The sequence below is a fragment of the Mesorhizobium sp. P3_A8 genome, from assembly GCF_056402995.1.
Genome location: NZ_JBFUGI010000007.1, coordinates 323,776 through 349,443, shown reverse-complemented (window position 1 = coordinate 349,443; position 25,668 = coordinate 323,776). Strand labels below are relative to the sequence as shown.

26 protein-coding genes are annotated in these 25,668 nt (G+C 63.4%); 14 read left to right on the top strand and 12 right to left on the bottom strand.

Translation table 11 applies throughout. The features are described 5' to 3' along the window. Position 1: 1 nt before the first annotated feature. Positions 2-421 carry a lysozyme inhibitor LprI family protein gene (locus tag AC1DX4_RS19135; protein WP_477221763.1) on the bottom strand — a complete coding sequence of 140 codons (420 nt, stop codon included), beginning with the start codon at positions 419-421 and terminating at the stop codon, positions 2-4. Positions 422-651: 230 nt separating this feature from the next. Between AC1DX4_RS19135 and ykgO the strand changes: the two genes are divergently transcribed. The 4 genes from ykgO (at position 652) to AC1DX4_RS19115 (ending at position 3,227) form a co-directional block, all read left to right on the top strand. After that, the gene (gene ykgO, locus AC1DX4_RS19130) at positions 652-777 is read left to right on the top strand and encodes a type B 50S ribosomal protein L36 (protein WP_006327841.1); all 126 of its coding nucleotides are present in this window, start codon (positions 652-654) and stop codon (positions 775-777) included. A gap of 110 nt (positions 778-887) precedes the next feature. Beyond that, positions 888-1,496: a tetratricopeptide repeat protein gene (locus AC1DX4_RS19125; RefSeq protein WP_477221762.1), complete on the top strand. Its 609-nt coding sequence runs from the start codon at positions 888-890 to the stop codon at positions 1,494-1,496. 173 nt (positions 1,497-1,669) lie between these two features. After that, positions 1,670-2,737, top strand: coding sequence for an alpha/beta fold hydrolase (locus AC1DX4_RS19120; RefSeq protein WP_477221761.1), 1,068 nt, complete (start codon positions 1,670-1,672; stop codon positions 2,735-2,737). A gap of 1 nt (position 2,738) precedes the next feature. Beyond that, entirely contained in the window at positions 2,739-3,227 is a 489-nt protein-coding gene (locus tag AC1DX4_RS19115) for a hypothetical protein (RefSeq protein WP_477221760.1), read from the top strand. A gap of 47 nt (positions 3,228-3,274) precedes the next feature. Here the strand turns inward: AC1DX4_RS19115 and pyk are convergent, their stop codons facing one another. Together pyk and AC1DX4_RS19105 are read right to left on the bottom strand one after the other, a co-directional pair. After that, entirely contained in the window at positions 3,275-4,711 is a 1,437-nt protein-coding gene (gene pyk, locus AC1DX4_RS19110; protein ID WP_477221759.1) for a pyruvate kinase, read from the bottom strand. Further along, the gene (locus AC1DX4_RS19105) at positions 4,708-5,175 is read right to left on the bottom strand and encodes a DUF1036 domain-containing protein (protein ID WP_477221758.1); all 468 of its coding nucleotides are present in this window, start codon (positions 5,173-5,175) and stop codon (positions 4,708-4,710) included. The genes pyk and AC1DX4_RS19105 overlap by 4 nt, the downstream gene beginning before the upstream one ends. On the opposite strand from AC1DX4_RS19105, the gene AC1DX4_RS19100 reads away from it, so the two are divergent. The 4 genes from AC1DX4_RS19100 (at position 5,114) to AC1DX4_RS19085 (ending at position 8,150) form a co-directional block, all read left to right on the top strand. Beyond that, on the top strand, positions 5,114-5,302 hold the full coding sequence (locus tag AC1DX4_RS19100) for a hypothetical protein (protein ID WP_477221822.1): 189 nt from the start codon (positions 5,114-5,116) through the stop codon (positions 5,300-5,302). The two genes, AC1DX4_RS19105 and AC1DX4_RS19100, sit on opposite strands and share 62 nt — an antisense overlap. Positions 5,303-5,445: 143 nt before the next feature. After that, complete coding sequence (locus AC1DX4_RS19095) at positions 5,446-6,243, top strand: N-formylglutamate amidohydrolase (RefSeq protein WP_477221757.1); 798 nt, start codon at positions 5,446-5,448, stop codon at positions 6,241-6,243. Between the two features lie 11 nt (positions 6,244-6,254). Next, a complete protein-coding gene (locus tag AC1DX4_RS19090; RefSeq protein WP_477221756.1) occupies positions 6,255-6,563 on the top strand; it encodes a DUF1244 domain-containing protein in 309 nt (102 codons plus the stop codon). Positions 6,564-6,974: 411 nt separating this feature from the next. Further along, positions 6,975-8,150: an MFS transporter gene (locus tag AC1DX4_RS19085; protein WP_477221755.1), complete on the top strand. Its 1,176-nt coding sequence runs from the start codon at positions 6,975-6,977 to the stop codon at positions 8,148-8,150. Here the strand turns inward: AC1DX4_RS19085 and AC1DX4_RS19080 are convergent. Further along, positions 8,114-9,022, bottom strand: a complete 909-nt coding sequence (locus AC1DX4_RS19080; RefSeq protein WP_477221754.1) for a LysR family transcriptional regulator — start codon at positions 9,020-9,022, stop codon at positions 8,114-8,116. The two genes, AC1DX4_RS19085 and AC1DX4_RS19080, sit on opposite strands and share 37 nt — an antisense overlap. A gap of 107 nt (positions 9,023-9,129) precedes the next feature. On the opposite strand from AC1DX4_RS19080, the gene AC1DX4_RS19075 reads away from it, so the two are divergent. Further along, positions 9,130-10,089 carry an SDR family oxidoreductase gene (locus tag AC1DX4_RS19075; RefSeq protein ID WP_477221753.1) on the top strand — a complete coding sequence of 320 codons (960 nt, stop codon included), beginning with the start codon at positions 9,130-9,132 and terminating at the stop codon, positions 10,087-10,089. A gap of 26 nt (positions 10,090-10,115) precedes the next feature. Here AC1DX4_RS19075 and AC1DX4_RS19070 read toward each other — a convergent pair whose 3' ends face one another. The 5 genes from AC1DX4_RS19070 to AC1DX4_RS19050 all read right to left on the bottom strand — a co-directional run bounded on the left by AC1DX4_RS19070 (position 10,116) and on the right by AC1DX4_RS19050 (position 18,128). Beyond that, on the bottom strand, positions 10,116-10,274 hold the full coding sequence (locus tag AC1DX4_RS19070) for a DUF3309 family protein (RefSeq protein ID WP_172222942.1): 159 nt from the start codon (positions 10,272-10,274) through the stop codon (positions 10,116-10,118). Positions 10,275-10,389: 115 nt separating this feature from the next. After that, positions 10,390-13,563, bottom strand: coding sequence for an efflux RND transporter permease subunit (locus AC1DX4_RS19065; protein WP_477221752.1), 3,174 nt, complete (start codon positions 13,561-13,563; stop codon positions 10,390-10,392). A 79-nt stretch (positions 13,564-13,642) separates the two neighbouring features. Further along, positions 13,643-14,818 (bottom strand): efflux RND transporter periplasmic adaptor subunit, encoded by a 1,176-nt coding sequence (locus AC1DX4_RS19060; RefSeq protein WP_477221751.1) that lies wholly within the window; start codon positions 14,816-14,818, stop codon positions 13,643-13,645. Between the two features lie 881 nt (positions 14,819-15,699). Continuing rightward, positions 15,700-16,830 carry a patatin-like phospholipase family protein gene (locus AC1DX4_RS19055; RefSeq protein ID WP_477221750.1) on the bottom strand — a complete coding sequence of 377 codons (1,131 nt, stop codon included), beginning with the start codon at positions 16,828-16,830 and terminating at the stop codon, positions 15,700-15,702. A gap of 209 nt (positions 16,831-17,039) precedes the next feature. Then, positions 17,040-18,128 carry a citrate synthase/methylcitrate synthase gene (locus AC1DX4_RS19050; RefSeq protein ID WP_477221749.1) on the bottom strand — a complete coding sequence of 363 codons (1,089 nt, stop codon included), beginning with the start codon at positions 18,126-18,128 and terminating at the stop codon, positions 17,040-17,042. A gap of 92 nt (positions 18,129-18,220) precedes the next feature. On the opposite strand from AC1DX4_RS19050, the gene AC1DX4_RS19045 reads away from it, so the two are divergent. After that, positions 18,221-19,363: a citrate/2-methylcitrate synthase gene (locus tag AC1DX4_RS19045; protein ID WP_477221748.1), complete on the top strand. Its 1,143-nt coding sequence runs from the start codon at positions 18,221-18,223 to the stop codon at positions 19,361-19,363. Between the two features lie 15 nt (positions 19,364-19,378). Here AC1DX4_RS19045 and ftrA read toward each other — a convergent pair whose 3' ends face one another. Beyond that, on the bottom strand, positions 19,379-20,371 hold the full coding sequence (gene ftrA / locus AC1DX4_RS19040; protein WP_477221820.1) for a transcriptional regulator FtrA: 993 nt from the start codon (positions 20,369-20,371) through the stop codon (positions 19,379-19,381). 87 nt (positions 20,372-20,458) lie between these two features. Between ftrA and AC1DX4_RS19035 the strand changes: the two genes are divergently transcribed. Next, on the top strand, positions 20,459-20,878 hold the full coding sequence (locus AC1DX4_RS19035) for a rhodanese-like domain-containing protein (RefSeq protein ID WP_477221747.1): 420 nt from the start codon (positions 20,459-20,461) through the stop codon (positions 20,876-20,878). Further along, the gene (locus AC1DX4_RS19030) at positions 20,875-21,363 is read left to right on the top strand and encodes an N-acetyltransferase family protein (RefSeq protein ID WP_477221746.1); all 489 of its coding nucleotides are present in this window, start codon (positions 20,875-20,877) and stop codon (positions 21,361-21,363) included. Before AC1DX4_RS19035 ends, AC1DX4_RS19030 begins: the two co-directional genes overlap by 4 nt. Before the next feature lie 40 nt (positions 21,364-21,403). On the opposite strand, the gene phaR is transcribed toward AC1DX4_RS19030, so the two are convergent. Next, positions 21,404-22,012, bottom strand: coding sequence for a polyhydroxyalkanoate synthesis repressor PhaR (gene phaR, locus AC1DX4_RS19025; RefSeq protein ID WP_477221745.1), 609 nt, complete (start codon positions 22,010-22,012; stop codon positions 21,404-21,406). 296 nt (positions 22,013-22,308) lie between these two features. Between phaR and AC1DX4_RS19020 the strand changes: the two genes are divergently transcribed. Together AC1DX4_RS19020 and phbB are read left to right on the top strand one after the other, a co-directional pair. After that, on the top strand, positions 22,309-23,487 hold the full coding sequence (locus AC1DX4_RS19020) for an acetyl-CoA C-acetyltransferase (RefSeq protein WP_477221744.1): 1,179 nt from the start codon (positions 22,309-22,311) through the stop codon (positions 23,485-23,487). 105 nt (positions 23,488-23,592) lie between these two features. Next, the gene (gene phbB / locus AC1DX4_RS19015; protein ID WP_477221743.1) at positions 23,593-24,318 is read left to right on the top strand and encodes an acetoacetyl-CoA reductase; all 726 of its coding nucleotides are present in this window, start codon (positions 23,593-23,595) and stop codon (positions 24,316-24,318) included. Between the two features lie 41 nt (positions 24,319-24,359). On the opposite strand, the gene AC1DX4_RS19010 is transcribed toward phbB, so the two are convergent. Beyond that, on the bottom strand, positions 24,360-25,610 hold the full coding sequence (locus tag AC1DX4_RS19010; protein ID WP_477221742.1) for an FAD-dependent oxidoreductase: 1,251 nt from the start codon (positions 25,608-25,610) through the stop codon (positions 24,360-24,362). Positions 25,611-25,668: the final 58 nt, after the last annotated feature.

Below are 25,668 nucleotides of genomic sequence, written 5' to 3'. Positions count from 1 at the left end.
CCTATTGCACCTCGTCGCTATCCTCGTCGGAATTGGCGCAGCTCGCATCGCCTTCCTCGCAATTGGCTGACGCGGCGAGCTGCTTGATACGCTCATTGGTCAGCCTTGTCAGGCATTGCGAAACCTCCATCGCGTGGATGGAGCCGCCTGTGCTGGCGGCCGTGTTGTGCGCGCATTCGGCGTCGCGGAAGGCGATCCAGGCGCGCTGTGCTGCCTGCAGCAATCTCTTGGCATCGGCATCGTCGGAACTGATCAGGTTCTGATAGGCCGAATTCAGCTTGGCGTCGGCGGCCTGATAGTCCTCGCCGGCACAGATGTTCATCATCTGCTGGCTGTCGTCGGAGCGGTCGCATTCCTGTGCGCGGGCAACCGACGCTCCCGCCAGCAGGACAAGGCAGGCAGACAGGAGTATTCGGCGCATCGTCGTCCCCAAATCACTTGAAATACACGGCATCATCCCAGCCGGCCCATGGCCGCGCAATGCCGCACGACCGACATGGCGGATATTTGATGATATGGGGGTGTGGAGCACGCTTGCGGTTGACAGGGACAAGGCTCCTCGTTTATGAGCCACCCCAGTTGAAAAGGCGCGTCTTCTGGCGCGCCTTAAAATTTCGACCCGGGTCCGGGTCCACACCGACAGGCAAGACCATGAAGATCAAGAATTCGCTTAAGGCGCTGAAGGCGCGTCATCGCGACAACCAGCTGGTTCGCCGCAAGGGCCGCGTTTACATCATCAACAAGACCGCTCCGCGATACAAGGCGCGCCAGGGCTGAGTTTTCGGCCGGAGGCTTTTTTGCCTCCGCCAATTGATGTTTGTCGGCCTGCCGACCATCTCACGCTAAAATCACTTTGCTGTTCCGCCGCCCGGGACTAGGATCGGGCGATGCGGATTCTTTTTGCATTTTTGACAGCTCTGCTTGTTTCCGGCGCCATCAGCTTGCCGGCCAGAGCCGCGGACGATCAGCCGGCAGCACCGGCCACCCCGGACGCTCCAGCCGCGCCGATGACCAAACAGGCCCGGCTCGACAAGCTGTTCTCCGACCTCAAGCGCGAACGCAATGAAAAGGCCGCCGAACGCATCGCCGGCAATATCTGGACCGAATGGTTCCAGTCCGGCAGCGCCTCGATCGACCTGATGATGCTGTGGTCGCAAAAGGCGATAGACAACCAGAAATTCGACGTCGCGCTCGATTTCCTCGACCAGGTGGTGACGTTGCAGCCAGGCTACGCCGAGGGCTGGAACCGGCGCGCCACCGTGCATTTCATGATGAAGAACTACGGCAAGTCGATGTCCGACATCGACCGCACGCTGCAGCTCGAGCCGCGCCATTTCGGTGCGCTGTCGGGTCTGGCGCAGATCATGGCACTGACCGGCCACAAGCAGTCGGCGCTCGAAGCTTGGCAGAAGGTGCTGGCCATCTATCCGATGATGCGCAGCGCCCAGGACCAGGTCGCAACGCTGTCGGAAGAGCTTGCCGGCGAAGGCATTTGATCCCTGAAGGGAGTAAGGCAATAGGGCAGTAAGGCAGTAGGGGTAGATTGCACCTGCGGAACACAAGCCCCTACTGCCCTACTGCCCTACTGCCCTACTGCCCTACTGCCCTACTGCCCTACTGCCCTACTGCCTTCCAGAACTAATCCCCCTCCACCCCCGTATATCCCCGCATGAACCTGATTTACGCCGCGCTCGCCTTCCTTTTCGCACTCATCTTTACCCTTGTCGGCGTCACCCGCGTCGGCTCGTGGCTGATCGAGCGCCGCGATCCTCCTATTGGTGAATTCGCAGACATCAACGGCGCCCGCATCCACTACGTTCATATTCCGGCGCCTGCCAATGCGGACCTGCCGCCGATCGTTTTCATCCATGGCGCCAGCGCCAATCTCAACGATCAGATGCTGCCGCTCCGGCCACTGCTCGAAGGCCGCGCCGAAATGCTGTTCTTCGACCGGCCGGGCTTTGGCTGGTCCGAGCGCGGGCCCGGCAACAATGAGGACCCCTCGGCGCAGGCCGTCACCATCGCCGCCCTGATGGACCGTCTCGGCATCAAGAAGGCGATCATCGTCGGCCATTCCTTCGGCGGCGTGGTGACGGCGGCTTTCGGCCGCGAGCATGCCGACAAGACGCTCGGTCTCGTCTTCCTGGCGCCGGCGACGCATCCCTGGCCGGGCGGCGCGACGTCCTGGTACTACGACCTGACCACCATTCCGGTGATCGGCCGGCTGTTCTCCGAGACACTGACCTATCCGGCCGGAACGCTGCAGATGGCCGATGCCACGACCTGCGTGTTCTCGCCCAACAAGGTGCCGGACAACTATCTCAGCATTGCCTCGATCCCGCTGGTGCTGCGGCCGGCAGCCTTTCGCGCCAACGCCACCGACGTTGCCGGGCTCTATGCCTATGCGCTTGGCGCCGCACCGCACTACAACCAGATCACCGCACCGACAGTCGTCATCTCCGGCGACCGCGACAAGGTCGTCTACGCGCATATCCATTCCGTCGGCCTGGTGCGCGACATAGCAGGCGCCGAACTCGTCTGGGTGCACAATCTCGGCCATAAGCCGGACTGGATCGCCCCCGACCTCGTCGTCGGCGCCATCGAGAAGGTCGCGGGCAAGGATGTCGATCTGGAGGTGATGGCCAAGACAGTGGAAGCGCGGATCGCCGGCGACACCTATGGCGTGGGCAAATGCGCTGACATCAAAGAGCCACAGGCCGAGCTCGCGCCGACCTGACATGTATGTCCTCAAGCATAGCATAAAGAGAAACCCGGAGAAGCGATGGGCGCTGCCGGATCGCATCTTTTTCGGTTACGGCGCATGCCACATTCTTGCAGGTGTTTTCCTCAAGCATCCCCCGCTTGAAGGTTTCCACGCAGAACGGATCATCCCGGACGAAACCTTTTCGGGAAACCATGTCTATGTGACGAACGGCAGGATCGCCTTCGACTACCACGGATACTCCAGCCGCGAGCGGCTCCTGCAGCATCATCGGAGGGGCTGGGCCTCCCACAGTGCCGGTTGGCACTGCACGATCGAAAAGGTCGATTTCGACTTGCTCGACAGAACGGAATTGAATCGGCGAAAGATGCTTGGCCCGGATCAGTACCTCTATGACGCAGTTCCACGTGCACGCCGGTTTCTTCAGCGAACAGACCACGCCGAAGCGGCGGCAAGAGCGCTCGAAACTACAACGAAGTGGAGCAGCTCTAGCACACGCCCTTGATGAGTTTCACGCGAGGCTCATCAACGGACACATGTCTTGAGGCCAGCTTACCGGCTGGCTTGCGCTTCCGAGCCGACATAGGCGATGCGCAGCATGTTGGTCGAGCCTGGCGTCCTCAGCGGCACACCGGCGGTGATGATGACGCGGTCGCCCGGCTTGCCGAAGCCTTCTTCCAGCGCAATGCGGCACGCGCGATTGACCATGTCGTCGAGGTCGCTGGCATCGGGCGAGACGACGCAATGCGTGCCCCACAAAAGCGACAGCCGCCGCGCCGTGTTGAGGATCGGCGACAGCGCGATGATCGGCACCTGCGGACGCTCCCGAGCGGCGCGCAGGCCGGTGGTGCCGGACGCCGTGTAGGTGATGATCGCCGCCAGCTTCAGCGTTTCGGCAATCTCGCGGGCAGCCAGTGAGATGGCGTCTGCGCCGGTCGCTTCCGGTTCCGAGCGCTGCGCATTGATGATGCCGGCATAGGTCGGGTCGGTTTCGACCTTGGCGGCGATGCGGTTCATCATCGCCACGGCCTCGACCGGATAGGCACCGGCCGCCGATTCGGCCGACAGCATGATGGCGTCGGCGCCCTCGAAAACGGCGATCGAGACGTCGGAGACTTCGGCGCGGGTCGGCACCGGTGCGGTAATCATCGATTCCAGCATCTGCGTGGCGACCACCACCGGCTTGCCGGCGCGGCGCGCGGCGCGCGTGATCTGCTTCTGGATGCCAGGCACGGCTTCGAGCGGCATTTCGACACCGAGGTCGCCGCGGGCGACCATCAGCGCGTCGGACAGTTCGATGATCTCGGCCAGCCGGGCAACGGCCTGCGGCTTTTCGATCTTGGCCATGATCAGCGCCCGGCCGCGCGCGATCTTGCGCGCCTCGGCCAAGTCTTCCGGCCGCTGCACGAAGGACAGCGCGACCCAGTCGACGCCCGTGGCGAGCACCGCGTCGAGGTCCTTGCGGTCCTTCTCGGTCAGCGCGCCGACCGGCAGGTCGGTATCGGGCAGGCTGACGCCCTTCTTGTCGGAAATCGTCGTGCCGGCGACAACCGTGCAGACGATCGACTTGCCGTCGCTCTTCACCGCCTTCAGCTCGAGCTTGCCGTCATCGATCAAAAGACGGTGACCGGCCTCGACCGAGCTCAGGATTTCCGGATGCGGCAGGTACACTCTGGTCGAGGTGCCGGGCTCGGGATTGTCGTCGAGCGTGAAGGTCTGGCCTTGTGTCAGCACTTCCTTGCCATTGGCGAACTTGCCGACGCGCAGCTTGGGACCCTGCAGGTCGGCGAGGATGCCGATCGGCCGGCCGACTTTCTCCTCGACGGCACGGATGCGGCCGACCAGCGTGCGCATCAGCTCGTGGTCGGTATGGCTCATGTTGATGCGGAACACATCGGCGCCCGCTTCGAACAATTTCTGCAGCATCTCCTCGGAAGAGGATGCCGGACCGATTGTGGCTAGGATCTTGACCTTGCGGCTGCGTCTCATTGACTGTTGGTTCCCGGGGCGGCTGCTGGAGCGCCTCCCGTTGCGGGCTCATCGGTGAGCTGGACCATCCAGCTTGCCTGTTCGCCCGTGTCATATTCCTGAAATCCGGCGCGCTGGAAGCCCCGGGCGACGCAGTCGTTTACGCCGGCGATCTTGAACTCTTTTTCAGCCACGCACATGTTGATCGGGCCGTCCCAGCGTCCACCGCGCTCAGCGTCTTCTGCATAAAGATAGTAAAACCTTGATGACAGCGGCCCTTCGATCAACGTCTTGCAGCTCGATCCTTCGATGTGCCACCAGCCTTCGGTGATCCAGCCGGCCTTGGCGCGATAGCCGATGCCGACGCCGACCAGGTTCTGCGTGGCGTTGCAGACGCGGAAATCGGCACGCGCCGGCGAGGCCATGACCATCGCCGACAGGCCAACGGTCAAGGTCAGGAGCGGCATGGCAAAGGCAGAGCGCATGCGCTGCCTGCCGGCGGACCTCATCCCAAAACCCCTCAACAACCACATCAGCATCTCTCTGCGCCCCTTTTCGGAAAAGTCCGGGCGCATGTCAACGCGCCGTTTTGATCAATTCCAATCGATTTAGGAAGGCTCCCGGCGCACTATCCGTCGCCCTGCGCCAGATTTCCCGGGAAACCTTGGCCAAACAACGGCATTGCACACGCGTCGTCTTCGTGGAATGACGATAGCACCCTCCCCGGAAGCCAGCGAACAGACCATTTCCCGCCAATGACCCGATCCACAGTTTTCGCGCCTTTCGACATTGTCGAGGGCGACCGCAAGCGGGGCATCGTGCTTCTGGCCGATCATGCCCGCCGCGACCTGCCCGAGGACTATGGCAGCCTCGGCCTATCCTCGGCGGAATTCGACCGCCACATCGCCTACGATATCGGCGTCGAGGCGGTGACACGCGAACTCGCGGCTTCGCTGGGCGTGCCAGCGCTGATCGCCAACTTTTCGCGGCTGTTGATCGACCCCAATCGCGGCGAGGACGACCCGACGCTCATTCGCCAGCTCTATGATGGCACGGTCGTACCGGGCAATTACCCCATGGCGCCGGAGGAACGCGAAAGACGGCTCGACCGCTTCTACCGGCCCTATCACGACGCCGTCGGCGCCATGATCGCTTCCGTCGCCCAGGCTTCCGGCCAGGCGCCCTTCATCCTCTCGGTGCATTCCTTCACGCCGGTCATGCAGGGCAGGCAGCGTCCCTGGCATGTCGGCATTCTCTGGGATCTGGACGATCGGGTGGCGCGGCCGCTGATCGATATGCTGGCCGAGGACAGAAACCTCGTCGTCGGCGACAATGAGCCTTATGACGGCGCACTGCGCGGCGACACCATGTTCAAACACGCCATCGTCAATGGCTATGCCCACGCGCTGATCGAGATCCGCCAGGATTTGATAGCGGACCAGAAGGGGGCGCTTGCCTGGGCCGAGCGTCTGGCACCGATCGTTGACGCCATCGACCGCCGTCCCGATATACATGCGGTTGAGATGTTCGGCTCGCGCACCGGGCCGTTATGATGGAGGTTTCGATGACTGAGTTCAGCGACGAGCAGAAGCGCGATTTCGAAGCCGCCGCCTTTCGCCGGCTGGTCGAGCATCTCCGGGAACGCAACGACGTGCAGAACATCGACCTGATGAACCTCGCCGGCTTCTGCCGCAACTGCCTGTCGAACTGGTATCGCGAAGCGGCCAATGCCGACGGCGTCGATCTCACCAAGGACCAGTCGCGTGAGATCGTCTACGGAATGCCCTATGCTGAATGGCAGGCGCTCAACCAGACCGAAGCCTCCGATGCCAAGAAGGCCGAATTCGAGGCAAGACGGCCGAAGGACCACTGAGTTCACACCGGCGGGCGTTGCCGACCAATACAACGCAGCTTCGTCATCCTAGGGTGGAGCAGTCGCGAAGCGACGTCGCGGAAACCCTAGGATCCATGCCGCGACAGTTGCCAAGAGCACGCGGCTCAGAATGAAGGTCGCGCTCACCGCGACTGGTTCTGCACCGTAGCATCGCACGCAAGTCGCGGCATGGATCCTCGGGTCTGCGCCGCGTCGCTGCGCTCCTTGCTCCGCCCGTGGATGACGAAGGGAGGGGCGTTTTCGCCAATCTCCAACGTCGGATAAATCTACATGAGCGGTACCGATCCCGGTTGCCCTTTGGTCCAAGCACTTCCTGAAGTCCGGTTCTTGACTAGAAATTGAATCGATCTAATTTGCCGCACAAAGCCATTTTCTGACCGGATTCGCCTTATGAACGCGCAAAGCGCTATGCAGACTGCCATTCGCGGGCGATGGGCCGTGGCGGCCATTTTCCTCGCCAATGGCTTCCTGACCGGCAGCTGGGCGCCGCAGATCCCGGTGTTCCTGACCCGGCTCGACATCTCGAAATTCACGCTTGGGCTGCTGATCCTTTTGTTCGGCGCCGGCGCGGTCACCGCCATGACCTGGTGCGGTCACCTGATCTCGAAGCACGGCTCGCGCACCGTGCTGCGCTGGTTCGGCCTTTGCGGCAGCCTCGGCCTGCTGGTCGTGGCGCTGGCGCCCAACGTGCCGCTGGCAGCCATCGCCATGTTCATCTTCGGCGGTTCGATCGGCGGCATGGATGTCGCCATGAATGCCAATGCGGTGGTGGTCGAGCGAAAATTGTCCCGCGCGATCATGTCGTCCTCACACGGCTTCTGGAGCCTCGGCGGTTTCGCCGGCGGCGCCCTCGGCGGCTTTGCCATCCAGCACTATGGCCACCTCGCCCACGCCGCGGTCGTGACCGCGCTTGCCTTCGCGGCGATCGCGATGGCGGTCGGGTATCTCGTCGCCGAGGACAAGCCGCAGGCGGCCGAGCATCATAAGTTCACGCTGCCGGCAAACCCACTGGTCTACCTGATCGGCCTGATGGCGCTGCTGACGATGGTCTCCGAAGGCGCGGTGCTCGACTGGGCGGCATTGTATCTCCGGCAGGAGCTTGGCGCCGACCTTGCCGTCGCCGGTCTTGCCTACGCCGCCTTTTCCGGCGTCATGGCGATCATGCGCTTTTTCGGCGACGGCGTGCGCAACCGTTTCGGCGCTGTGACGACGCTGCGCGGCTCGGCCATTGTCGCCGCCGTCGGCATGCTGGTCGCCGGCCTGTCGCCGTCGCCCTGGCTCGCCATCGCCGCCTTTGCGCTTTGCGGCTTCGGCATCGCCAACATGGTGCCGATCCTCTTTTCGGCCGGCGGCAACCAGGAAGGCATGTCGTCGGGCACCGGCATGAGCGTCGTCACCACCATGGGCTATTCCGGCATTCTGGTGGCGCCGTCGGCGATCGGCTTCGTCGCCGAGCATTCCAGCTTCGGGCCGATCTTCATCGCCATGTCGGTGCTGCTGATCGTCGTCCTGCTGATGGCGGGCCTCGCTCACCGCGCCGAATTCGCCGCCGCCCCCGCCGAATAGCGTTTCAGCTCCTCGTGGAGAAAATCCGCCACGCGGCGGATGCGCACGCTGCTGCGCACATCGCGATGCATGGCGAGCCACACCGGCAGGCTTGGCAGCGGCAGGCCGGGCAGCACCTTCTCCACCAGCGGATCGCGATCGGCCAGCGGCTCCTGGCCAAGGCCAATACCATTCCCTGCCCGCACCGCTTCCCACAGGACGATCTGGTTGTCGGCCCTGAAGCGGAAACTGCCGCGGGTGACAGGGATGCCATTCTGGACAAAGCCCCTGATCATCTCGTCGCTGCGGTCGAAGCCGATCAGGGCGTGGTCGACGAGGTCGGCTGGCCCGAGCGGGCGGCCGCGCCTCTCGAGATAGGAAATGGCCGCGCAGGCGCAGAGCGGGATATCGCAGACCTTGCGCGCCACCAGTTCGTTCTGCGCCGGCTTGACCATGCGGATGGCGATATCGGCGTCCCGACGCAGCAGGTTCTCGACCTGGTTCGAGGCGACGATCTCGACCTCGACGCCGGGTTCCTCGAAACCGAGCCGCGCCATCATATCGGGCAGGACATAGGCCGCCACCACCTCGCTGGCGGCAATGCGCACCGTGCCTTCGATCGCCTCGACCGAGCCCAGGGCGAGGCGTGAAAAGGCACTCGCCTGCTCGCTGACCGCCTTGCCGCGCTCGAACAGCGTGGCGCCGGCTTCCGTCAGCGCATAGCCGCTCCGCCCACGCCGGAACAGCGTGACACCGAGCGCCTGCTCCAACTCCCCGATGTGACGGCCAAGCGTCGGCTGGCTGGCCGACAGCTTTCGCGCGGCCGCCGACAGGCTGCCGGTTTCCGCCACCGTGACGAAGCTCTTGATCAGATTCCAGTCGATGTCAGCCATTCAATAATGAATATCAAATCTGCATCTATGGTCAATTTTAATTCATCGATGAGGCAATCATATTCGCCCTGCAAACACCGAAACGGATTTCAACCAGGAGAACTCAAATGACCAAGATCGCAATTCTCGGCGCCAATGGCCGGCTCGGCCGCGTGGTTGCCAAAGCCTTCATCGACGCCGGCTTCGACGTCCGCGCCATCACCCGCAGCGGCAAGGTGCCGGCAGAACTCGAAGGTGCCACGGCGGTTGCCGGCGATGCGCTGGACCGTCAGTCACTGATCCGCGCCACCGAAGGTGTCGATATCATCTTCAACGGCCTCAACCCGATCTACACCGACTGGGGCAAATGCCTGCCTATGGCCGAAAACGTCATGGCCGCCTGCCACGCCAATGACGCGCTGCATCTGTTCCCCGGTACCGTCTACAATTACGGCTCGCCGATGCCGGCGGTGATCACCGAAGACACACCATTCCATCCGACCACCGAGAAGGGCCGCATCCGCTGCGCCATGGAGGATTTGTTCCGCCGCGAGGCGGACGCTGGCCGGGTGCGCACCATTCTGCTGCGCGCGGGCGATTTCTTCGGCGGCACCGGCAGCGGCTCCTGGTTCGACCTAGTCGTCGCCGAGAAGATGAGCAAGGGCATCTACACCGCGCCCGGCCCGGTCGACCTGGTGCATGAATGGGCCTATTTGCCGGACTTCGCCGTAGGCTTCGTCGCGCTGGCCAAAAATCTCGACAAGCTCGGCTCCTATGAGGCGCTGAACTTTCCGGGTCACGCCATCACCGATCTGCAGATAAAGGCCGCCGCCGAGAAGGCGCTCGGACGTCGCCTCAAGATGACCTCGATGCCCTGGTGGGTGCTGCGCGCCGGCAGCCCGTTCGTCGCGATGTGGCGCGAGATCGTCTCGATGTCCTATCTGCGCTTCGAGCCGCACCAGTTGGCCTCGACGCGGCTGGAAGGCATCATCGGCGAAATCCCGCACACGCCGCTGGATCAAGCGGTCGCCCAGGCCCTCGAGGATATCGGCATCGCCACTGCGAAGGGCACGTCGAAAGCTGCTTGAACCAACGCTGGAGGCGGCGGGCCGGCTCAGAGCCGTCCCATCAGCAGCAACACCAGAACCACCACCAGCACCACGCCAAGAATGCCCGACGGTCCATAGCCCCAGGAGCGCGAATGCGGCCAGGCCGGCACCGCACCGATGAGGATAAGGATCAGGACGATGATGACGATGGTGGTGATTGGCATGAGACTTCCCCGCGCATTGTTTCGGGGCAATGTCTTCACATTGCCCCGGGGGAACAATGCAAAAGGCCGCCCGGTTGTTCCGAGCGGCCTTTGCCGGTCAAATCATGCAGTGTGCCTATTCGGCGGCTTTCGGGAAGGCGATCGCAGGCTCGGCATCCACATCCCGGCCTGGCGTTTCGGTCGACGAAACCGTGCCCTTGCCGCGCCGGAATACCCGGCGGAAAAACGCATAGAAGCGGCTGTTCTTGCTGCGTGTAAAGATCATCAGCATCGAGGGTGTCACCACCAACGTCAGCAGGGTGGCGAAGGACAGGCCGAAAACGATCGCCGAGGACAGCGAGATCCACCACTGCGTCGACGGCGCATTGATCGTCGTCTCGTGATGGAAGATTTCCAGCCCAAGGCCGAAGGCGATCGGCAACACGCCGAGGATCGCCGACACAGCCGTCAGCACGACAGGACGGGCGCGTTCCCGGCAGGTCTGCAGCACCGCGTCCATCTTGTCCCAGCCTTCTTCGCGCAGCCGGTCATAGGTGTCGATCAGCACGATGTTGTTGTTCACCACCACGCCGGCCAGCGCGATGACGCCGATGCCCGACATGACAATGCCGAACGTCTCGCCTGTTATCAGCAGTCCAAGGAACACACCCACCGTCGCCATGACCACGCACGACAGCACCATCAGCACGCTGGTGAACTTGTTGAACTGCATCAGCAGCACAAGGAAAATCAGGAAGATCGCCGCCCCGAATGCCTTGCCAAGGAAGGCGCTTGCCTCGGCGCTGTCCTCGTTCGAGCCGGCCAGCTTCCAGCGTATCCCGCTACCGAGATCCATGTCAGCGACGGCCTTGGTGACCTCCTGCTGCACGGCAGCGACCTGCGTGCCGGCGGCGACGTTGGCTTGAACGACTACCGTACGTGCGCCGTCGATGCGGTTGAGGATGCCGACGGTCGGCTCAGGCTTGCGCACGACGAAGTTCGAGATCGGCACCGAGCCTTGCGCGGTCTGCACCCTGAGTTCATCGAGCGTCGACAGGGTGCGCCTGTCTTCGGGCAGGCGCAGCCTGATGTCGACGGCGTCGTCCGCCCCGGCTGGCCGGTATTCCGAAAGCTTCAGACCATTCGTCACCAGTTGCACCACGGTGCCGACAGCGGTTGGACTGATGCCGTATTGCGCCGCCTTGGCGCGGTCGACCTCAATCGCCCAGTCGACGCCGGGCGGCGGCAGGCCGTCGGAAATATCGATGACGCCGGGCACCTTGGCGATGCGTGCCGCGACAGCGCGCGCCTTGTCGTCGAGGCCTTTTGGATCGATGGCCGAAAGCCTGATCTGGATCGGCTTGCCGGTCGGCGGACCGGCCTCCGGCACGCGGACCTCGACATCGACGCCGGGAATCCCGGCCATGACGACGCGCAGATCACTGAGGATCTGGTTCGCCGATTTGCGTTCGCGCCAGTCGATGAATTCGTACTGGATAACGCCGACCACGTCCTCGGGGACATCCTGGCCGCCGCCTTGCGTCTTGCCGACGCGCGTGTAGACCGATTTGATGCCGGGCCAGCCGAGCATCCTGTTCTCGGCAATCTTCGTCGCGGTGTCCATTTCAGCCAGCGAAAGATTGCCGCGCGCGTGCACATAGAGCAGGCCGTAGTCGGGCTCGACACTGGGGAAGAACTCGACACCCGCGCCATATTTCGAATAAGCGTAGCCGACGCCAAACAGCAGCGCGACGGTCAGCAGGACCACGGTTATGGGGAACCGCACCGCCTGCTTGACGATGGCCATGTACAACCCGTCCCGATTGCCTTCCTCATGATGCTCGGGGGCCTTGGCGAAGAGCGCCCCCAGCGTCGGTGCGAAGACCAACGCATAGAGCATCGAGGCCGAGAGCGTGACGATCAGCGTGATCGGCATGTATTTCATGAAGTCGCCGATGATGCCCGGCCAGAACAGCAGCGGCGAAAACGCGGCGATGCGCGTCATCGTGGCCGCGATGACGGGACCCGCCATGCGCTTGGCGGCGAGTGTAAACGCTTCCGCCTTCGGCATGCCTTCGCTCATGCGTCGCTCGGCGAACTCGGTGACGATAATGGCGTCATCGACCAGCATGCCGACCGCCAGGATGAGGCTGAACAGCACGATCATGTTGATCGTGTAGCCCATCATGGCGAGCAGCAATATTCCGATCAGGAAAGACGACGGAATGGCGAGACCAATCAGCAGCGAGGCTCGCCCGGACAGCGCGTAGAGGATGACGATGAACACCAGGATCACCGCGATCATCACGTGGTTCTGCAGGTCGCCAAGCAGCTGGTTGACGAAGACCGACTTGTCCTGCGTATAGGTGACGTGCATTCCCTCGGGCATCGTCTTGATATAGCCGTCGGACACCTCCCTCACCTTGGCCAGCGTGTCGATCAGATTGGCGCCGATGCGCTTCTTCACTTCAATGGCGATGGCTGGCTTGCCGTTGAGGCGTGTGATTGTCGTGGCATCGGCAAAGGTCGAGCGGATCGTCGCGATGTCCTTGGCCTGCACGACGGCATTGGGACCAGCAACCACCGGCAAGGACGCAACATCTTCGGGCGTCTCGATCAGCGACGGCACCTTTACGGCGTACTTGCCCTCCGAGCCTTCGATGTTGCCGGCCGCGACCAGACTGTTTGAAGCGCCGACGGCGCCAATCAGCTGGTCGAGCTGCAGGCCGTAGGAAGACAGCTTCATCGGATCGATGACGACTTCGACGAGATCGTCGCGCGAGCCCTGCAGCGAGCCTTCGAGGACACCGGGTACTTCTTCGATGCGGTCGCGCAATTCGCGCGCCGCGGCGGTCAAGACGCGTTCGGGCAAATCGCCCGACAGTGTAACGACCAGCACCGGGAACTCGGAAATGTTCACCTCGGTGACGACAGGCTCCTCGGCCGCCTGCGGCAGGTCGGCCTTGCCGTCCTGCACCTTGGAGCGCGTATCCTGCAGGGCCGTCGCCAGGTTGGTCTGTGGCTGGAACTCGACCAGCACATAGCCGCCGCCCTGGAACGCGGCCGAGCGCATTTCCTTGAGGCCTTTGAGGCTCTTCAGCTTGCTTTCCATCGGCCGCAGCAGAAGCCGCTCGGAATCCTCCGGCGAAATGCCTTGATAGATCAGGCTGACATACATCATCGGAATCGGAACGTCGGGTTCCGCTTCCTTCGGCGTCGACTGATAGGCAACCCAGCCTGCCAGCAGCAGGAAGACCAGCACCGAGATGGTCAGGCGGGCGTTGTTGATCGCGAGTTTGACGATATCCATGGCTAACGCCTGTCGTTGAATTTCAGAAGCTGCGTCGCAGCCGATTGACCCCGCCCGGAGTATCCCTTCGTAGACAGCGCTACTGCGTGCCGGCGGTGGCTTCGCCGATCAGCTTGTTGATGGTCGCCTGGTCGGCTTCAACCGGCTTGACCTCATCGCCTTCCTTCACCAGTTCCTGGCCGGCAACGATGATGCGCGCATCGGCCGGGATGCCGCCGAGCACGAGGCCGGTCGGCGTGTCGTCGACCAGGTCGATCGGGAAGAACGCCACCTTGTGGTCCTTGCCGACGGCGCGGATGCCGAGATCGCCTTTGTCGCCCAGCGTCACCACTGAACGCGGCAGCAGGACTGCGTCGGTCGGCAGCGCGCTGAGCTGGATTTCCGCCGTCATGCCGGCCGGCACCGAGCCGTCGGCATTGGGGATGGCAACCTCGATACGGAAGGTGCGGGTCGCCGACGACGCGTCGCGGCTGATATAGCGCACGGTGCCTTGGACGGTCTGGCCGCTGACCAGCCGAACGCCGGCCTTGTCACCGATCTTGAGATAGCCGAGGTCACGCTCGCTGATCTCGCCGCGCGCGATCACCGGATCGAGCTTGAGGATGGTCGCCACCTCGCCGCCCTGCATGACGGAGCTGCCAAGTTCCACCGGCACCCGGTCGATGACGCCGTCGAAAGGCGCCTTGACCTCATTGCGGTCGAGCTCGGCCTGCGCGGTGTCCAGCTGCGATTGCGCCAGGGTCAGATTGGAGCGGGCGGTGTCGAGCTGCAGCTTGGGCAGATTGCCTGATTTCATCAGCCGCAGCGACGCTTCCAGCTCGGCCTGGCGCTGCGCGACAAGCTGCTTGGCATTGTCCACCATCGAGATCTTTTCCTCGGCGGCCAGCATCAGCACCAGGTCACCGGTCTTGACGTGATCGCCTTGCTTGACCGGCAGCTTGTCGATGACGCCGGCGACGCGGGTGGCAAGCACGGCGCGCTTGTCGGCCTCGGTCAGCCCGGAAATGCGGATGGCGCGCGCATAGGTCTTGCGTGGCGGCGTCACCACCGCAACGGTGCGCAACGGCGCCTTCGGTTCGGCTTCCGCCGTCTTCGGCTTGCTCGCGTCCGGCGCCTTGCCCTGCTCGACTTCGGCCGCCTTGGCCTTGTTGGCCGCTACGCTGCCGACCGACGAGAATTCACCTGTCGCCATCCACGCCGCGAAACCAATGAGCACAACAATGGCTGCAAGCTTGTGAAACCTGATTCTCGGCATCGTCGTTTTTTCCGTTGCGGGTTCGGCCAGCACCGCGCCTTCATGACGCGGGCGCGTCGCCGATATGGGTGCGCGCCTGACCGTGTTCAAATTGCCGTGATAGGCGAGCGCGCTTCTACATCAAAGTTGCACCGCAATATAGTCCGAAAGTTGCAGCAGCATTGCGTAGCCGGGCAAGGTCTGGCCGCCGCGAAACTCTTTCGATCTGCTAAAATACCGGTTCAGCGGCCTCGCAGCCGGCTCAAGATCGGCCTCTCATGACCAACCTCGGACGATCGGTCTGTCATCGCCGACAGGCTGCGCATTGCTCCCCGAAATACAAGCCGCCATCGACCGCCGGGGGCTTGATCAGGACCACGATTTTGGCCTACGGGCCAAGTCATTCTGGTCAGCGGAGGACATCAAACCTCGGAGCAGTAGAGCTTGGTCAATGCATTGTAATTGCTTGCAAAATGGAAAGGCACACCCATCAGGTCGGGACTGCCCGGAGGCCAGTTCGTTGACATGGAACCCAGCGTCGAGACCATCGGTACCCGTGCACTGGAATGTCTCGGATCGGCGTGGCTCACCAGTTCATGACTTGCCACGTGCACGGGGCGGCTGCGGAAACCGGGACGATTTTCCGCGCCATTTGCAGGAGCGGTGTCTGTCGTTCCGCTATTCATCTACAAGCAACACCGCGCGGCATCGTCGGCATGCCGGTGGCAGCAGGCGTCAGCATGATGAAGCGTTCTCCGCACGCAAAGGTTGCTGCCTTGCCGGATCGCCCTGGAAACCTAGTCCGACTTCCGGAAGACCTCGCTGATGGTCTTGATCGATCCGAGGATAGCCGGGCAGCGCCTGACGCAGATCGGCTATCGCTTCTTCGGCACCCGGCGGGTTCAGGCCCGGCGGCGCTCCGCCTCCGGATTCTTGCGCGCTGCAAGAAACTCCTTGACCCGACGACCGGGCGCCGGCCCTCGCACCGGCTTGAAGCCGTCGTCGAGTTCGCTCGACAGATCGAGCGTCGGCCGCTTGCCGACGGCGTCGTAATTCTCCTCCAGCCAGTCGCTGGCCGCTGTGCGGCCGAGATCTCTGAGATAGCTCAGGAACGCCCATTCGGCATTGACCTTGGACGACGCCGACAGGTCCTTGAACGCCTCATCGGCATCGATGCGGTGCATGCGGATGTCGCGGTACTCGCCATTTGGCAGCCGGCCGGCGGCGATCAGTTCCTTGACGAAGGCGATCGAACGAAATTCGTTCAGCAGCCCGGCATTGAAGGTGATCTCGTCGATGCGGTTCTGGATCTCGTTGGCGCTCTTTGGCGTGCCTTCGCGCACCACCGGATTGATCTGCACCAAAAGCACATCCTCCGTCGCCGCCGTCTTGAAGAACGGGAACAGCGCCGGATTGCCCCCATAGCCGCCATCCCAATAGGCAACGCCCTTGATCTCGACGGCGCGGAACAGTTGCGGCAGGCAGGCCGAGGCCATCACCGTGTCGAGATCGATCTCGCCATCGGAAAACACCCGCAACTGCCCGGTCTCGACATTGGTGGCGGAAATGAACAATTCCATCGATTTGCAGGCGCGGACGTTCCGGAAATCGATCTCCTGCGCCACCACATCGCGCAGCGGATTGAGGCCGAGCGGGTTGGCGACATAGGGCGAGAACACCCGCGACATGGTGTCGAAGATGACATAGCCCGGCGTGTTCTCGATCGACCAGTTGCCCCAGGCGACATCCCACGGCATGCGCTGCACCGGGCTGAACCGGCCCTTCGCCGCCACCGCGCGCCAGAAATCGTCGAGCTTCTTGCGCGCGCCCTCGACCCCGCCGCGCACAAAACCATCGGCCAGCGCCACCGCGTTCATGGCGCCGGCACTGGTACCGGAAACCGCCGATATCTCCAGCCTGCCGTCCTCCAGCAGCCGGTCGAGCACGCCCCAGGAAAAGGCGCCGTGCGAGCCGCCGCCCTGAAGCGCGATGTTGATCTTCTTCGTTTCCTCCGCCTTGCCGTTCTTGGTCATGGCGTTCCTGTCATCCTGATGCGCCGGCCTGCCCCAACGTCATTGGAGGGAAGCAGCTACTGACGCTCTATGTTGCAGTGCAGCATATAAGGACGGACCAAGGCAAGAACACGAACACGGTCGCGTGATCACATGAAATTTCGGTCATGCCGAAAAGCCCCTCCGCTTCAATGCGGAGAGGCCCCGGTCCTTCGAAACAGGCTGGGACTTCAGGCGACGAGATCCGGCACCGGACCGACATAGCGCGATTGCGGACGGATCAGCCGTCCGGTCGTCTGCTGCTCACGCGCATGCGCGATCCAGCCGGCAACGCGCCCGGCGGCGAAGACATTGCTGAAGGCTCGCGGCGGAAAACCCGCCGCTTCCAGCACCAGGGCGGTGTAGAACTCGACATTGGTCTGCAGCGCGCGCTGCGGCTTGGCGATCCGCAGCACCTCGAGCGCCGTCTGTTCGACCTTTTCGGCGAAGGCCAGCCGGCGACCTGTTTCGCCCTCGCTGCCGAGTTGCCGCACCACCGCCTTCAGCACATCGGCGCGCGGATCGCGCACGCGGTAGATGCGATGGCCGAAACCCATGATGCGCCTGCCCTCAGCGATCTCGTCGCGCAGCCAGCCGGCCGCATCGCCATGCGCCTGGATGGCATCCAACATCTCGATCACCGGGCCGGGCGCGCCGCCATGCAGCGGCCCCTTCAGCGCACCGAGGCCTGCCAGCACCGACGAGGTCAGCCCGGCCAATGTCGAAGCAACGACGCGAGTGGCGAAAGTCGAGGCGTTGAGGCCGTGATCGCAGACGGTCACCAGATAGGTGTCTAGCGCTTTAGCCAAGGCCGGCGACGGGACGGATCCCTTGAGCATCCGCAACATGTCGGCGGCATGACCGGCCTTGCCGTCCGGCGCGATCGGCTGCTCGCCACGCTGCAGGCGCAGCAAGGCAGGCGTCAGCACCGCCGGCGCCGCGATCAGCCGCAAGGCGTCCGTCAGCGTCTCGCCGTCCGGCAACAGGGCCATGCCGGCGCGCATGGCGCTGTAGATTTCAAGCGGCGCCAGCAAGGGCAGCGACGGCTGGAGGCGGTCGAACACCTCGACGCGCGCCTCGCCCAGTTTCTCCGCCAGTTCGGTGTCGCCAGGCAGATCCTCGAAGAAGCCATCGAGCAGCAAGTGAACCACTTGCGGATAGGTCCATCGTCCGGCCAACTCGGGCAGCGAATGACCTCGGATCGTCAGGCGGCCGCCCAGACCATCCACGTCGGACAGCACGGTTTCAGCCGCCACCACATCATCGAGCCCATTCGCCATAGCCTTGTCTCCTTGAAGCTTTTCCGGATCGGAGATAAGGCTGGGCGATACAAGCATCAATCTTGATCAATAGAATCAATATCGGAGCTATCATGTCCGAATGGTTGTCGCGGGAAGAGGCGCTGGAAAGGCTCAAAGTGAGGCCGCAGACGCTCTACGCCTATGTCAGCCGTGGGCGCATCGGCATGCGCCCGGACCGGGCCGATCCGCGCCGCAGCGAATATCGCGCCGATGATATCGCCGCACTCGCAACGCGCCGGGCGCGCGGACGAAGCCCCTCGGCCATCGCCGAAAGCGCCATTGCCTGGGGTGAGCCGTCGATCGTCACGGCGGTTTCGACCGTCTGGCACGGCCAACTCATCTATCGCGGCCAGGACGCCGCTGCGCTGTCCGACCATGCCACGCTGGAAGAAACCGCCGCTCTGCTTTGGGCCTTGTCTGAGCCGGTGCGTTTCGAAGCGCCGCAGCCGGATGCACCGCGTCAACTCGGCCGGGCCCCGGCCTTTGCGCAGCTTGCTTTGCTGGCCGGCCAGGGCCGGCCTTCGCTTGGCCGCAACGCCGCCTCTTTGTGCGCCGACGCCGCACGCGCGATCGGTGTGCTGGCCGGTGCCCTCGGTGCCGAGGCGGGGCCGGATCCGGTGCATCGGCGATTGGCGCGGGGCTGGTCGGTCGAAGATGGCGGCGCGGATGCGATCCGGCGTGCGCTTGTGCTGCTCGCCGATCACGAGCTCAACGCATCGACCTTCGCGGCCCGCGTCGCGGCCTCGACTGGAGCCTCACCCGCCGCCTGCCTGCTGGCGGGCCTGGCGACACTGTCCGGCCCACGCCACGGTGGTGCTGGCGAAGCGGTGATGCAGCTTGCCGAGGATGCAGCGCGGCATGGCGCCGATGCCGCAATCCGGCGCTGGCTGGGCCATGACCGGCCATTGCCGGGCTTCGGCCATCCGCTCTATCCCGAGGGTGATCCCCGCGCCACGGCGCTTCTGGCCGCCATCGGCAACCCCGACGAGACCTTGCGGTCGCTGGAAACCGCCGCCATTGCCGCGACCGGCGCCCAGCCGAACATCGATTTTGCCCTGGCCGTGCTGACGCGCAGTCTTGGCTTGCCGCGCGATGCACCGTTCCATCTGTTCGCACTTGGGCGCAGCGTCGGCTGGGCCGCGCATATGGTCGAGCAGATCGTCAGCGGCAGCATCATCCGGCCACGCGGCCGCTATGAGGGACTGTTGCCCTGACAACGTATGAAGTCGTCAGGCGGCGTTGGCATTGGTCCCGAACCGCGCCCGGTACGCGGCGGGCGTCGTGGCGAATTGCTGACGGAAGTGATGCCGCAAGGTCGCCGCAGCACCAAATCCGGAGATCTCGGCAATCCGCTCGATCGGCATGGCGGTGTCTTCCAGCAGCGTGCGCGCCCGCGAAAGCCGTTCCGAAAGCAGCCAGCGCGCCGGTGTGACGCCGGTCGCCGCCGCGAACCGGCGCAGAAATGTCCGCTCGCTCATCCCGGCCAGGCCGGCCAGGGTGGCAACGGGATAGTCGGCGGAAATATCGGCGCGCATTCTGTCGATCAAAGGCCCCAGCCGGCTGCGTTCGTGCGGCTCGGGAACGGAACTCTCGATATACTGCGCCTGGCCGCCATCGCGATGCGACGGCACGACCAGGCGGCGCGCCACCATATTAGCCGCCTTGGTGCCGAAATCGCGCCGCACCAGGTGCAGGCACAGGTCGATGCCGGCAGCACTGCCGGCCGAAGTCAGGACATTTCCCTCATCGATGTACAAAACGTCAGGGACCACGGTGATGTCGGGATACATCTCCCTCAGTCTCTCGCTGTAGCGCCAATGCGTGGTTGCCTTCTTGCCTGAGAGCAGGCCTGCGGCGGTAAGCACGAAGACGCCCGAACAGATGGACAGAATGCGTGCGCCCCGCTCATTGGCCTTGCGAAGCGCGTCGATCAGCACTCGCGGCACCGGACAATCCACGCCGCGCCATCCAGGCACGATCACCGTGCCGGCCTCGCCGATCAGGTCGGGTCCGCCATCGGCAACGATGCGCACGCCGCCCATCGCGCGCATTTCACCCGCGTCTATGCCGGCGACGGCAAACCGGTACCAGTCCGCACCCATCTCCGGTCTGGGCAAGGCGAACACCTCGGCCGCCACGCCAAATTCGAACGTGCACAGCCCGTCATAGGCGACGGCAACGACCAGCGGATTGCTAAGGGGCCGATTGGGCACATTTGGCATGATCTTGACGATATATGGCAAAGCTGCCAGCTGCAATCACTTGGCCTCGTGCTTTATCTCCTCCGCATCAGCAACGGAGATACGTGGATGAGCTACGTGACAGACATTCCGGCGGCCCCGCCGGAAATCGCCCGAGACCATTTCCTGCGCCGGCTTTCCGTCGAGACCGATTGTTCCGACGTTGCCGCGACGCTGCGCGGCGGAGAGCCGGACTTTGTCCTTCTGCACGTCGTCGGTTCGCCGGAAGCCTATGAGCGCCGCCATGTGCCGGGTGCACTGCATCTGCCGCACCGCGAGATATCGGCCGAGCGGATGGCAGAATGGCCGGCAGGCACGCTGTTCGTCGTCTATTGCGCCGGACCGCATTGCAATGGCGCGGACCGGGCGGCTTTCAAACTCGCCAACCTCGGCCTGCCGGTGAAGATCATGATCGGCGGCATAACAGGCTGGCAGGACGAAGAGCTTCCTTTCGCTTCAGGCAAGGAGCCTGGTACTCTGCGGGCATGATCCAAACTCGGAGCCCAGCGCGCAAAGCGGCTGATATCGTGCGGCCGTTCGAGCAGCCGGATGTCGGCGCGGTGCTCGTCCTTATGCGGGCGCTCGCCGTATTCGAGGGCTATGACGACAAGTTCCGTGTTACCGAGGCGGACATCGTCGAACACGGGCTGGGGCCTTCACCTCGCTTCGGCGTGTTCGTGGCGGAAGTCGACGGGGCGATTGTCGGCATCGCCGTCCACTATCTCATCCCCTGGACCTATGATCTGAAGCCGGTCGTGGTGCTGAAGGAACTCTACGTAGCCGAGGCGGCGCGCGGCATGTCGGTCGGCCATGCCCTTGTGAAACGGCTCCGCGACCATGCCGTCGCCATAGGCGCATCCGCCATCAAGTGGACGGTGCTGCGATCCAACATGCCGGCCAAGGCCTTCTATCGCTCGCTTGACGGGCGGGCCGACGAGATCTGGGAATTGTGGCAGATGACGACCGACGGATAAGGCACGGCCGGGTTGGCCCAAGCCTTACCGGCTGGTCGGTTTACGACATCGTGTCGAGCTTGCGCTGCATGGCCGCGATCTGGCTCTTCAACTCCTGAAGGTCGTCGGACTTTTCCGGCGCTTCCTTCCTGGCTGGCTCGGTCGGGGCCGCGGCTGGCGCGGAGCTGGCTGGCGGGAACGGCGTGAACAGGCGCATCGCGTTCTGGAACATTTCCATGTTGCGGCGCGTCTGTTCTTCCAGCGCCTTGATCGGCGTCGCGATCTTCATCACGTCCAGCGGCGACTTGCCGATGGCGCCCTTCATCTGCTCGCGAAAGCGCTCCTGCTCCTTGGAGAAGGCCAGCATCGACTGTTCGAGGAAGCTCGGCACGATCATCTGCATCTGGTCGCCATAGTAGGCGATCAGCTGGCGCAGGAACGGGATCGGCAGCATGTTCTGCCCATCCTTGTTCTCCAGCTCGAAAATGATCTGGGTCAGCACCGGATGCGTTATGTCATCGCCGGTCTTGGCGTCCTGGACGGTGAACTCCTCGCCCCTCTTGACCATTTCGGCCAGATCCTCGAGCGTCACATAGGTGCTCGTCCCCGTATTATAGAGGCGGCGATTGGCGTATTTCTTGATAATGATCGGATCGTCTTTTGCGGCCATCTGCATCCTCCCCGGACACCGGCACGCCTGAGTAAGCAGCCGGTAACGATTGCGCCCTTTTTGAGGATATGCGCAAAAGCCTCATAATTCCAAGCAGTTTGTGCAGTGCGGGATCACATAATGCTGCATAGCAGGCAAAATATGCTGCGCAGCAGCGGCCTGCCTGCGGGCGCAGCAATGCGCGACCTGCTTGCTGCGCATGGGCGCCATGCCGATTTCCGGTTTGACTTGGGGTTGGGAAAGGGCAAGAAAAGTCCTCAACGACAGAACAACACCCTTGAAGTCTGGAGAAGAAAATGTCCGATTCCATCGTCATTGCCAGCGCCGCGCGCACCGCCGTCGGCTCCTTCAACGGCGCCTTCGCCGCCACGCCGGCGCATGAGCTCGGCGCCGTCGTCATCAGGGAACTTTTGTCGCGCGCCGGTGTCGAGGCCGCCGAAGTCGACGAGGTCATCCTCGGTCAGGTGCTGACCGCAGCCCAGGGCCAGAACCCGGCCCGCCAGGCCTCGATCATCGCCGGCCTGCCCAAGGAAACCACCGCCTGGGGCCTCAACCAGGTTTGCGGCTCGGGCCTGCGCGCCATTGCACTCGGCATGCAGCAGATTGCCACGGGTGACGCCAAGGTGATCATCGCCGGCGGTCAGGAATCGATGTCGCTGTCGCCGCACGCCGAGCACCTGCGCGCCGGCGTCAAGATGGGCGACTACAAGATGATCGACACCATGATCAAGGACGGGCTGTGGGACGCCTTCAACGGCTATCACATGGGCAACACCGCCGAAAATGTCGCCCGCCAGTTCCAGATCACCCGCGACGACCAGGACCAGTTTGCGCTGGCCTCGCAAAACAAGGCCGAGGCGGCGCAGAAGGCCGGCAAATTCAAGGACGAGATCGTCGCCTTCACCATCAAGGGCAAGAAGGGCGACACCATTGTCGACCAGGACGAATACATCCGCCACGGCGCCACGATCGATGCCATGACCAAGCTGAAGCCGGCCTTCGACAAGGACGGCACCGTGACCGCCGCCAACGCTTCCGGCATCAATGATGGTGCGGCCGGCGCACTGCTGATGAGCGAAGCGGAAGCGGTAAGGCGCGGCATCACCCCGCTGGCGCGCATCGCGTCCTGGGCAACCGCCGGCGTCGATCCGGCGATCATGGGCACCGGACCCATTCCCGCCTCGCGCAAGGCTTTGGAAAGGGCCGGCTGGTCGGTCGGCGATCTCGATCTGGTCGAGGCCAACGAGGCCTTTGCCGCGCAGGCCTGCGCCGTCAACAAGGACATGGGCTGGGATCCGTCGATCGTCAACGTGAATGGCGGCGCCATCGCCATCGGCCACCCGATCGGCGCTTCGGGCGCCCGCATCTTCAACACGCTGGTTTTCGAGATGCGCCGCCGCGGCGCCAAGAAGGGCCTCGCCACCCTGTGCATCGGCGGCGGCATGGGCGTCGCCCTGTGCATCGAAGCACTCTGAGCAAATAGCGAATAGGAAGTAGCGAATAGGGAAGAACGGCGTCGGCGCGATGGGACATCAAATCGCTATTCGCTACTCGCTTCAGTGACAAAAAAGGGAGGACATATGACCAAGGTTGCAATCGTCACGGGTGGATCGCGCGGCATCGGCGCGGCGATCTCGATCGCTTTGAAAGCCGCCGGCTATTCGGTTGCCGCGAACTATGCCGGCAACGATGAGGCGGCGGCGAAGTTCAAGGCCGAGACCGGCATTCCGGTCTACAAATGGTCGGTCGCCGACTATGACGCTTGCGCCGCAGGCATCAAACAGGTCGAGGCCGACCTCGGCCCGGTCTCGGTGCTGGTCAACAATGCCGGCATCACCCGCGATGCCATGTTCCACAAGATCACGCGCGACCAGTGGAAAGAGGTCATCGACACCAATCTGTCTGGCGTTTTCAACATGACGCATCCGCTGTGGAACGGCATGCGCGAGCGCAAGTTCGGCCGCGTCGTCACCATCTCCTCGATCAACGGCCAGAAGGGCCAGGCCGGGCAGGTCAATTATTCCGCCGCCAAGGCCGGCGACATCGGCTTCTCGAAGGCATTGGCGCAGGAAGGCGCCCGCGCTGGCATCACCGTCAACGTCATCTGTCCCGGCTACATCGCCACCGAAATGGTCAAGGCGATCGACGAGAAGGTGCTCAACGAGCGCATCATCCCGCAGATCCCCGTCGGCCGCCTCGGCGAGCCGGAGGAGATTGCGCGCTGCGTCGTCTTCCTGGCTTCCGAAGATGCCGGCTTCATCACCGGCTCGACCATCACGGCCAACGGCGGCCAGTATTTCGCCTGAGGCTTCCCGACGCTCGGCAGCCGCCTGACAATCGCGATTTGTCAGGCGGCCAGTTTCAGTTGGGGTCCGGCTTCAGACTTGCTGGCCGCGACTGATCCCGGCTTGCCCGAAGGCGCCGGAAGCCGGGCCAGCGGCGCCCGGCTTAGCCCTGACAGTTTCAGCGCGATGCGACGCTTCAGCAGCGGGCTGAGGTTCACCACGGAAAGCGCCAGATTGCGCAGGAACCGCTTCACCGGATTGCGGGCAAGCGCCATGTCGGTCATCCTGCCCGCAAGGTCGAGGACCTCCTGAGCCGCCGGGCGGCGCAGCGTTTCATAGAGCTCGAGTTCCGCCTCGGAACGAACGCCGTTCACCACATCGCCAAGCAATTGGCCAAGCACGACCGCATCGATGATGCCTGTGTTCATACCTTGCCCACCCGCCGGGCTGTGGACATGGGCGGCATCGCCCATCAGGAACAGCCGGTCCTTGCGATAGGCCCGGACCAAGCGATGATGAACGCGGAATCGCGAACTCCAGGTGATGCCAAGCACCCGGGCTCGCCTTCTGGTCGGTCCGCGGCTGTCGAGCAGCGCCTGGATGTCGGCGACATCAGGTTTTTCCGGCGCCTCATCCATTGTCGCGACGACACGATACGATCCGTCCGGAAGTGGCGCCACCACCACCAGTCCGGCCGGGGCAAAGAACAGCGACACCTCAGTCGGCCCCACCGGCCAGTCGAGACGAACGTCTGCCAGCACAAACGAGCCATCATAGGCCTCGCCGTCGAACTCGATGCCTGTCGACTTGCGCACCAGGCTTTGCATGCCGTCGGCACCGACGACGTAGCGCGCCGATATGATTTTCTCTTGGCCGTTTTCAACCACTGTCACCCGCGCGCCGTCACTGTTTTGAGCAATCGCCACAGCCTCGACTTCGCGATGAATGGTGCCGCCAAGTGCGGAGATCCGTTCGGCGAACACCTGCTCGGTCAGATTCTGCGGCAGCATCATCAAGTAAGGATATCTTGATGGGAGCTTGCCGAAATCGAGCTTGAGCAGCGCCCTGTTTCGGTCGCGTATGGCGAAATCTTTCAGCTTCACCGAAAGCTCGCTCAGCCGCTGGGTGACGCCGAGCGGTTCGAGCGATTCCAGTGTTTGCGCATGGATCACACCGGCGCGTGACGTCTGCAGGCCGTGAGCAAGCTTCTCGATCAGCACGTGATCGACACCGGCCTGGTGCAGGGCAATGGACAGCGCCATGCCGGTCGGACCGGCACCGATGATCAGGACTTCAGTTTTTTCAGACAGCATTTTCCCATCTGCATTTATCAACAACCGTTGACTTTCTAATAAACCGCATTGCATTTGT

Excerpts from the sequence above, each read along its gene's own strand:
- AC1DX4_RS19095 (WP_477221757.1), top strand. The coding sequence starts at position 5,446 with ATGACCCGATCCACAGTTTTCGCGCCTTTCGACATTGTCGAGGGCGAC.
- pyk (WP_477221759.1), bottom strand. The coding sequence starts at position 4,711 with ATGAGACGCAGCCGCAAGGTCAAGATCCTAGCCACAATCGGTCCGGCA.
- AC1DX4_RS19035 (WP_477221747.1), top strand. The coding sequence starts at position 20,459 with ATGAGCTACGTGACAGACATTCCGGCGGCCCCGCCGGAAATCGCCCGA.
- AC1DX4_RS19010 (WP_477221742.1), bottom strand. The coding sequence starts at position 25,610 with ATGCTGTCTGAAAAAACTGAAGTCCTGATCATCGGTGCCGGTCCGACC.
- AC1DX4_RS19135 (WP_477221763.1), bottom strand. The coding sequence starts at position 421 with ATGCGCCGAATACTCCTGTCTGCCTGCCTTGTCCTGCTGGCGGGAGCG.
- ftrA (WP_477221820.1), bottom strand. The coding sequence starts at position 20,371 with ATGCCAAATGTGCCCAATCGGCCCCTTAGCAATCCGCTGGTCGTTGCC.
- AC1DX4_RS19045 (WP_477221748.1), top strand. The coding sequence starts at position 18,221 with ATGTCCGAATGGTTGTCGCGGGAAGAGGCGCTGGAAAGGCTCAAAGTG.
- AC1DX4_RS19115 (WP_477221760.1), top strand. The coding sequence starts at position 2,739 with ATGTATGTCCTCAAGCATAGCATAAAGAGAAACCCGGAGAAGCGATGG.
- ykgO (WP_006327841.1), top strand. The coding sequence starts at position 652 with ATGAAGATCAAGAATTCGCTTAAGGCGCTGAAGGCGCGTCATCGCGAC.
- AC1DX4_RS19050 (WP_477221749.1), bottom strand. The coding sequence starts at position 18,128 with ATGGCGAATGGGCTCGATGATGTGGTGGCGGCTGAAACCGTGCTGTCC.
- AC1DX4_RS19020 (WP_477221744.1), top strand. The coding sequence starts at position 22,309 with ATGTCCGATTCCATCGTCATTGCCAGCGCCGCGCGCACCGCCGTCGGC.
- AC1DX4_RS19065 (WP_477221752.1), bottom strand. The coding sequence starts at position 13,563 with ATGGATATCGTCAAACTCGCGATCAACAACGCCCGCCTGACCATCTCG.
- AC1DX4_RS19055 (WP_477221750.1), bottom strand. The coding sequence starts at position 16,830 with ATGACCAAGAACGGCAAGGCGGAGGAAACGAAGAAGATCAACATCGCG.
- AC1DX4_RS19070 (WP_172222942.1), bottom strand. The coding sequence starts at position 10,274 with ATGCCAATCACCACCATCGTCATCATCGTCCTGATCCTTATCCTCATC.
- AC1DX4_RS19125 (WP_477221762.1), top strand. The coding sequence starts at position 888 with ATGCGGATTCTTTTTGCATTTTTGACAGCTCTGCTTGTTTCCGGCGCC.
- AC1DX4_RS19120 (WP_477221761.1), top strand. The coding sequence starts at position 1,670 with ATGAACCTGATTTACGCCGCGCTCGCCTTCCTTTTCGCACTCATCTTT.
- phaR (WP_477221745.1), bottom strand. The coding sequence starts at position 22,012 with ATGGCCGCAAAAGACGATCCGATCATTATCAAGAAATACGCCAATCGC.
- AC1DX4_RS19080 (WP_477221754.1), bottom strand. The coding sequence starts at position 9,022 with ATGGCTGACATCGACTGGAATCTGATCAAGAGCTTCGTCACGGTGGCG.
- AC1DX4_RS19100 (WP_477221822.1), top strand. The coding sequence starts at position 5,114 with ATGACCATCGCCGACAGGCCAACGGTCAAGGTCAGGAGCGGCATGGCA.
- AC1DX4_RS19105 (WP_477221758.1), bottom strand. The coding sequence starts at position 5,175 with ATGCGCTCTGCCTTTGCCATGCCGCTCCTGACCTTGACCGTTGGCCTG.
- AC1DX4_RS19090 (WP_477221756.1), top strand. The coding sequence starts at position 6,255 with ATGACTGAGTTCAGCGACGAGCAGAAGCGCGATTTCGAAGCCGCCGCC.
- AC1DX4_RS19075 (WP_477221753.1), top strand. The coding sequence starts at position 9,130 with ATGACCAAGATCGCAATTCTCGGCGCCAATGGCCGGCTCGGCCGCGTG.
- AC1DX4_RS19030 (WP_477221746.1), top strand. The coding sequence starts at position 20,875 with ATGATCCAAACTCGGAGCCCAGCGCGCAAAGCGGCTGATATCGTGCGG.
- phbB (WP_477221743.1), top strand. The coding sequence starts at position 23,593 with ATGACCAAGGTTGCAATCGTCACGGGTGGATCGCGCGGCATCGGCGCG.
- AC1DX4_RS19085 (WP_477221755.1), top strand. The coding sequence starts at position 6,975 with ATGAACGCGCAAAGCGCTATGCAGACTGCCATTCGCGGGCGATGGGCC.
- AC1DX4_RS19060 (WP_477221751.1), bottom strand. The coding sequence starts at position 14,818 with ATGCCGAGAATCAGGTTTCACAAGCTTGCAGCCATTGTTGTGCTCATT.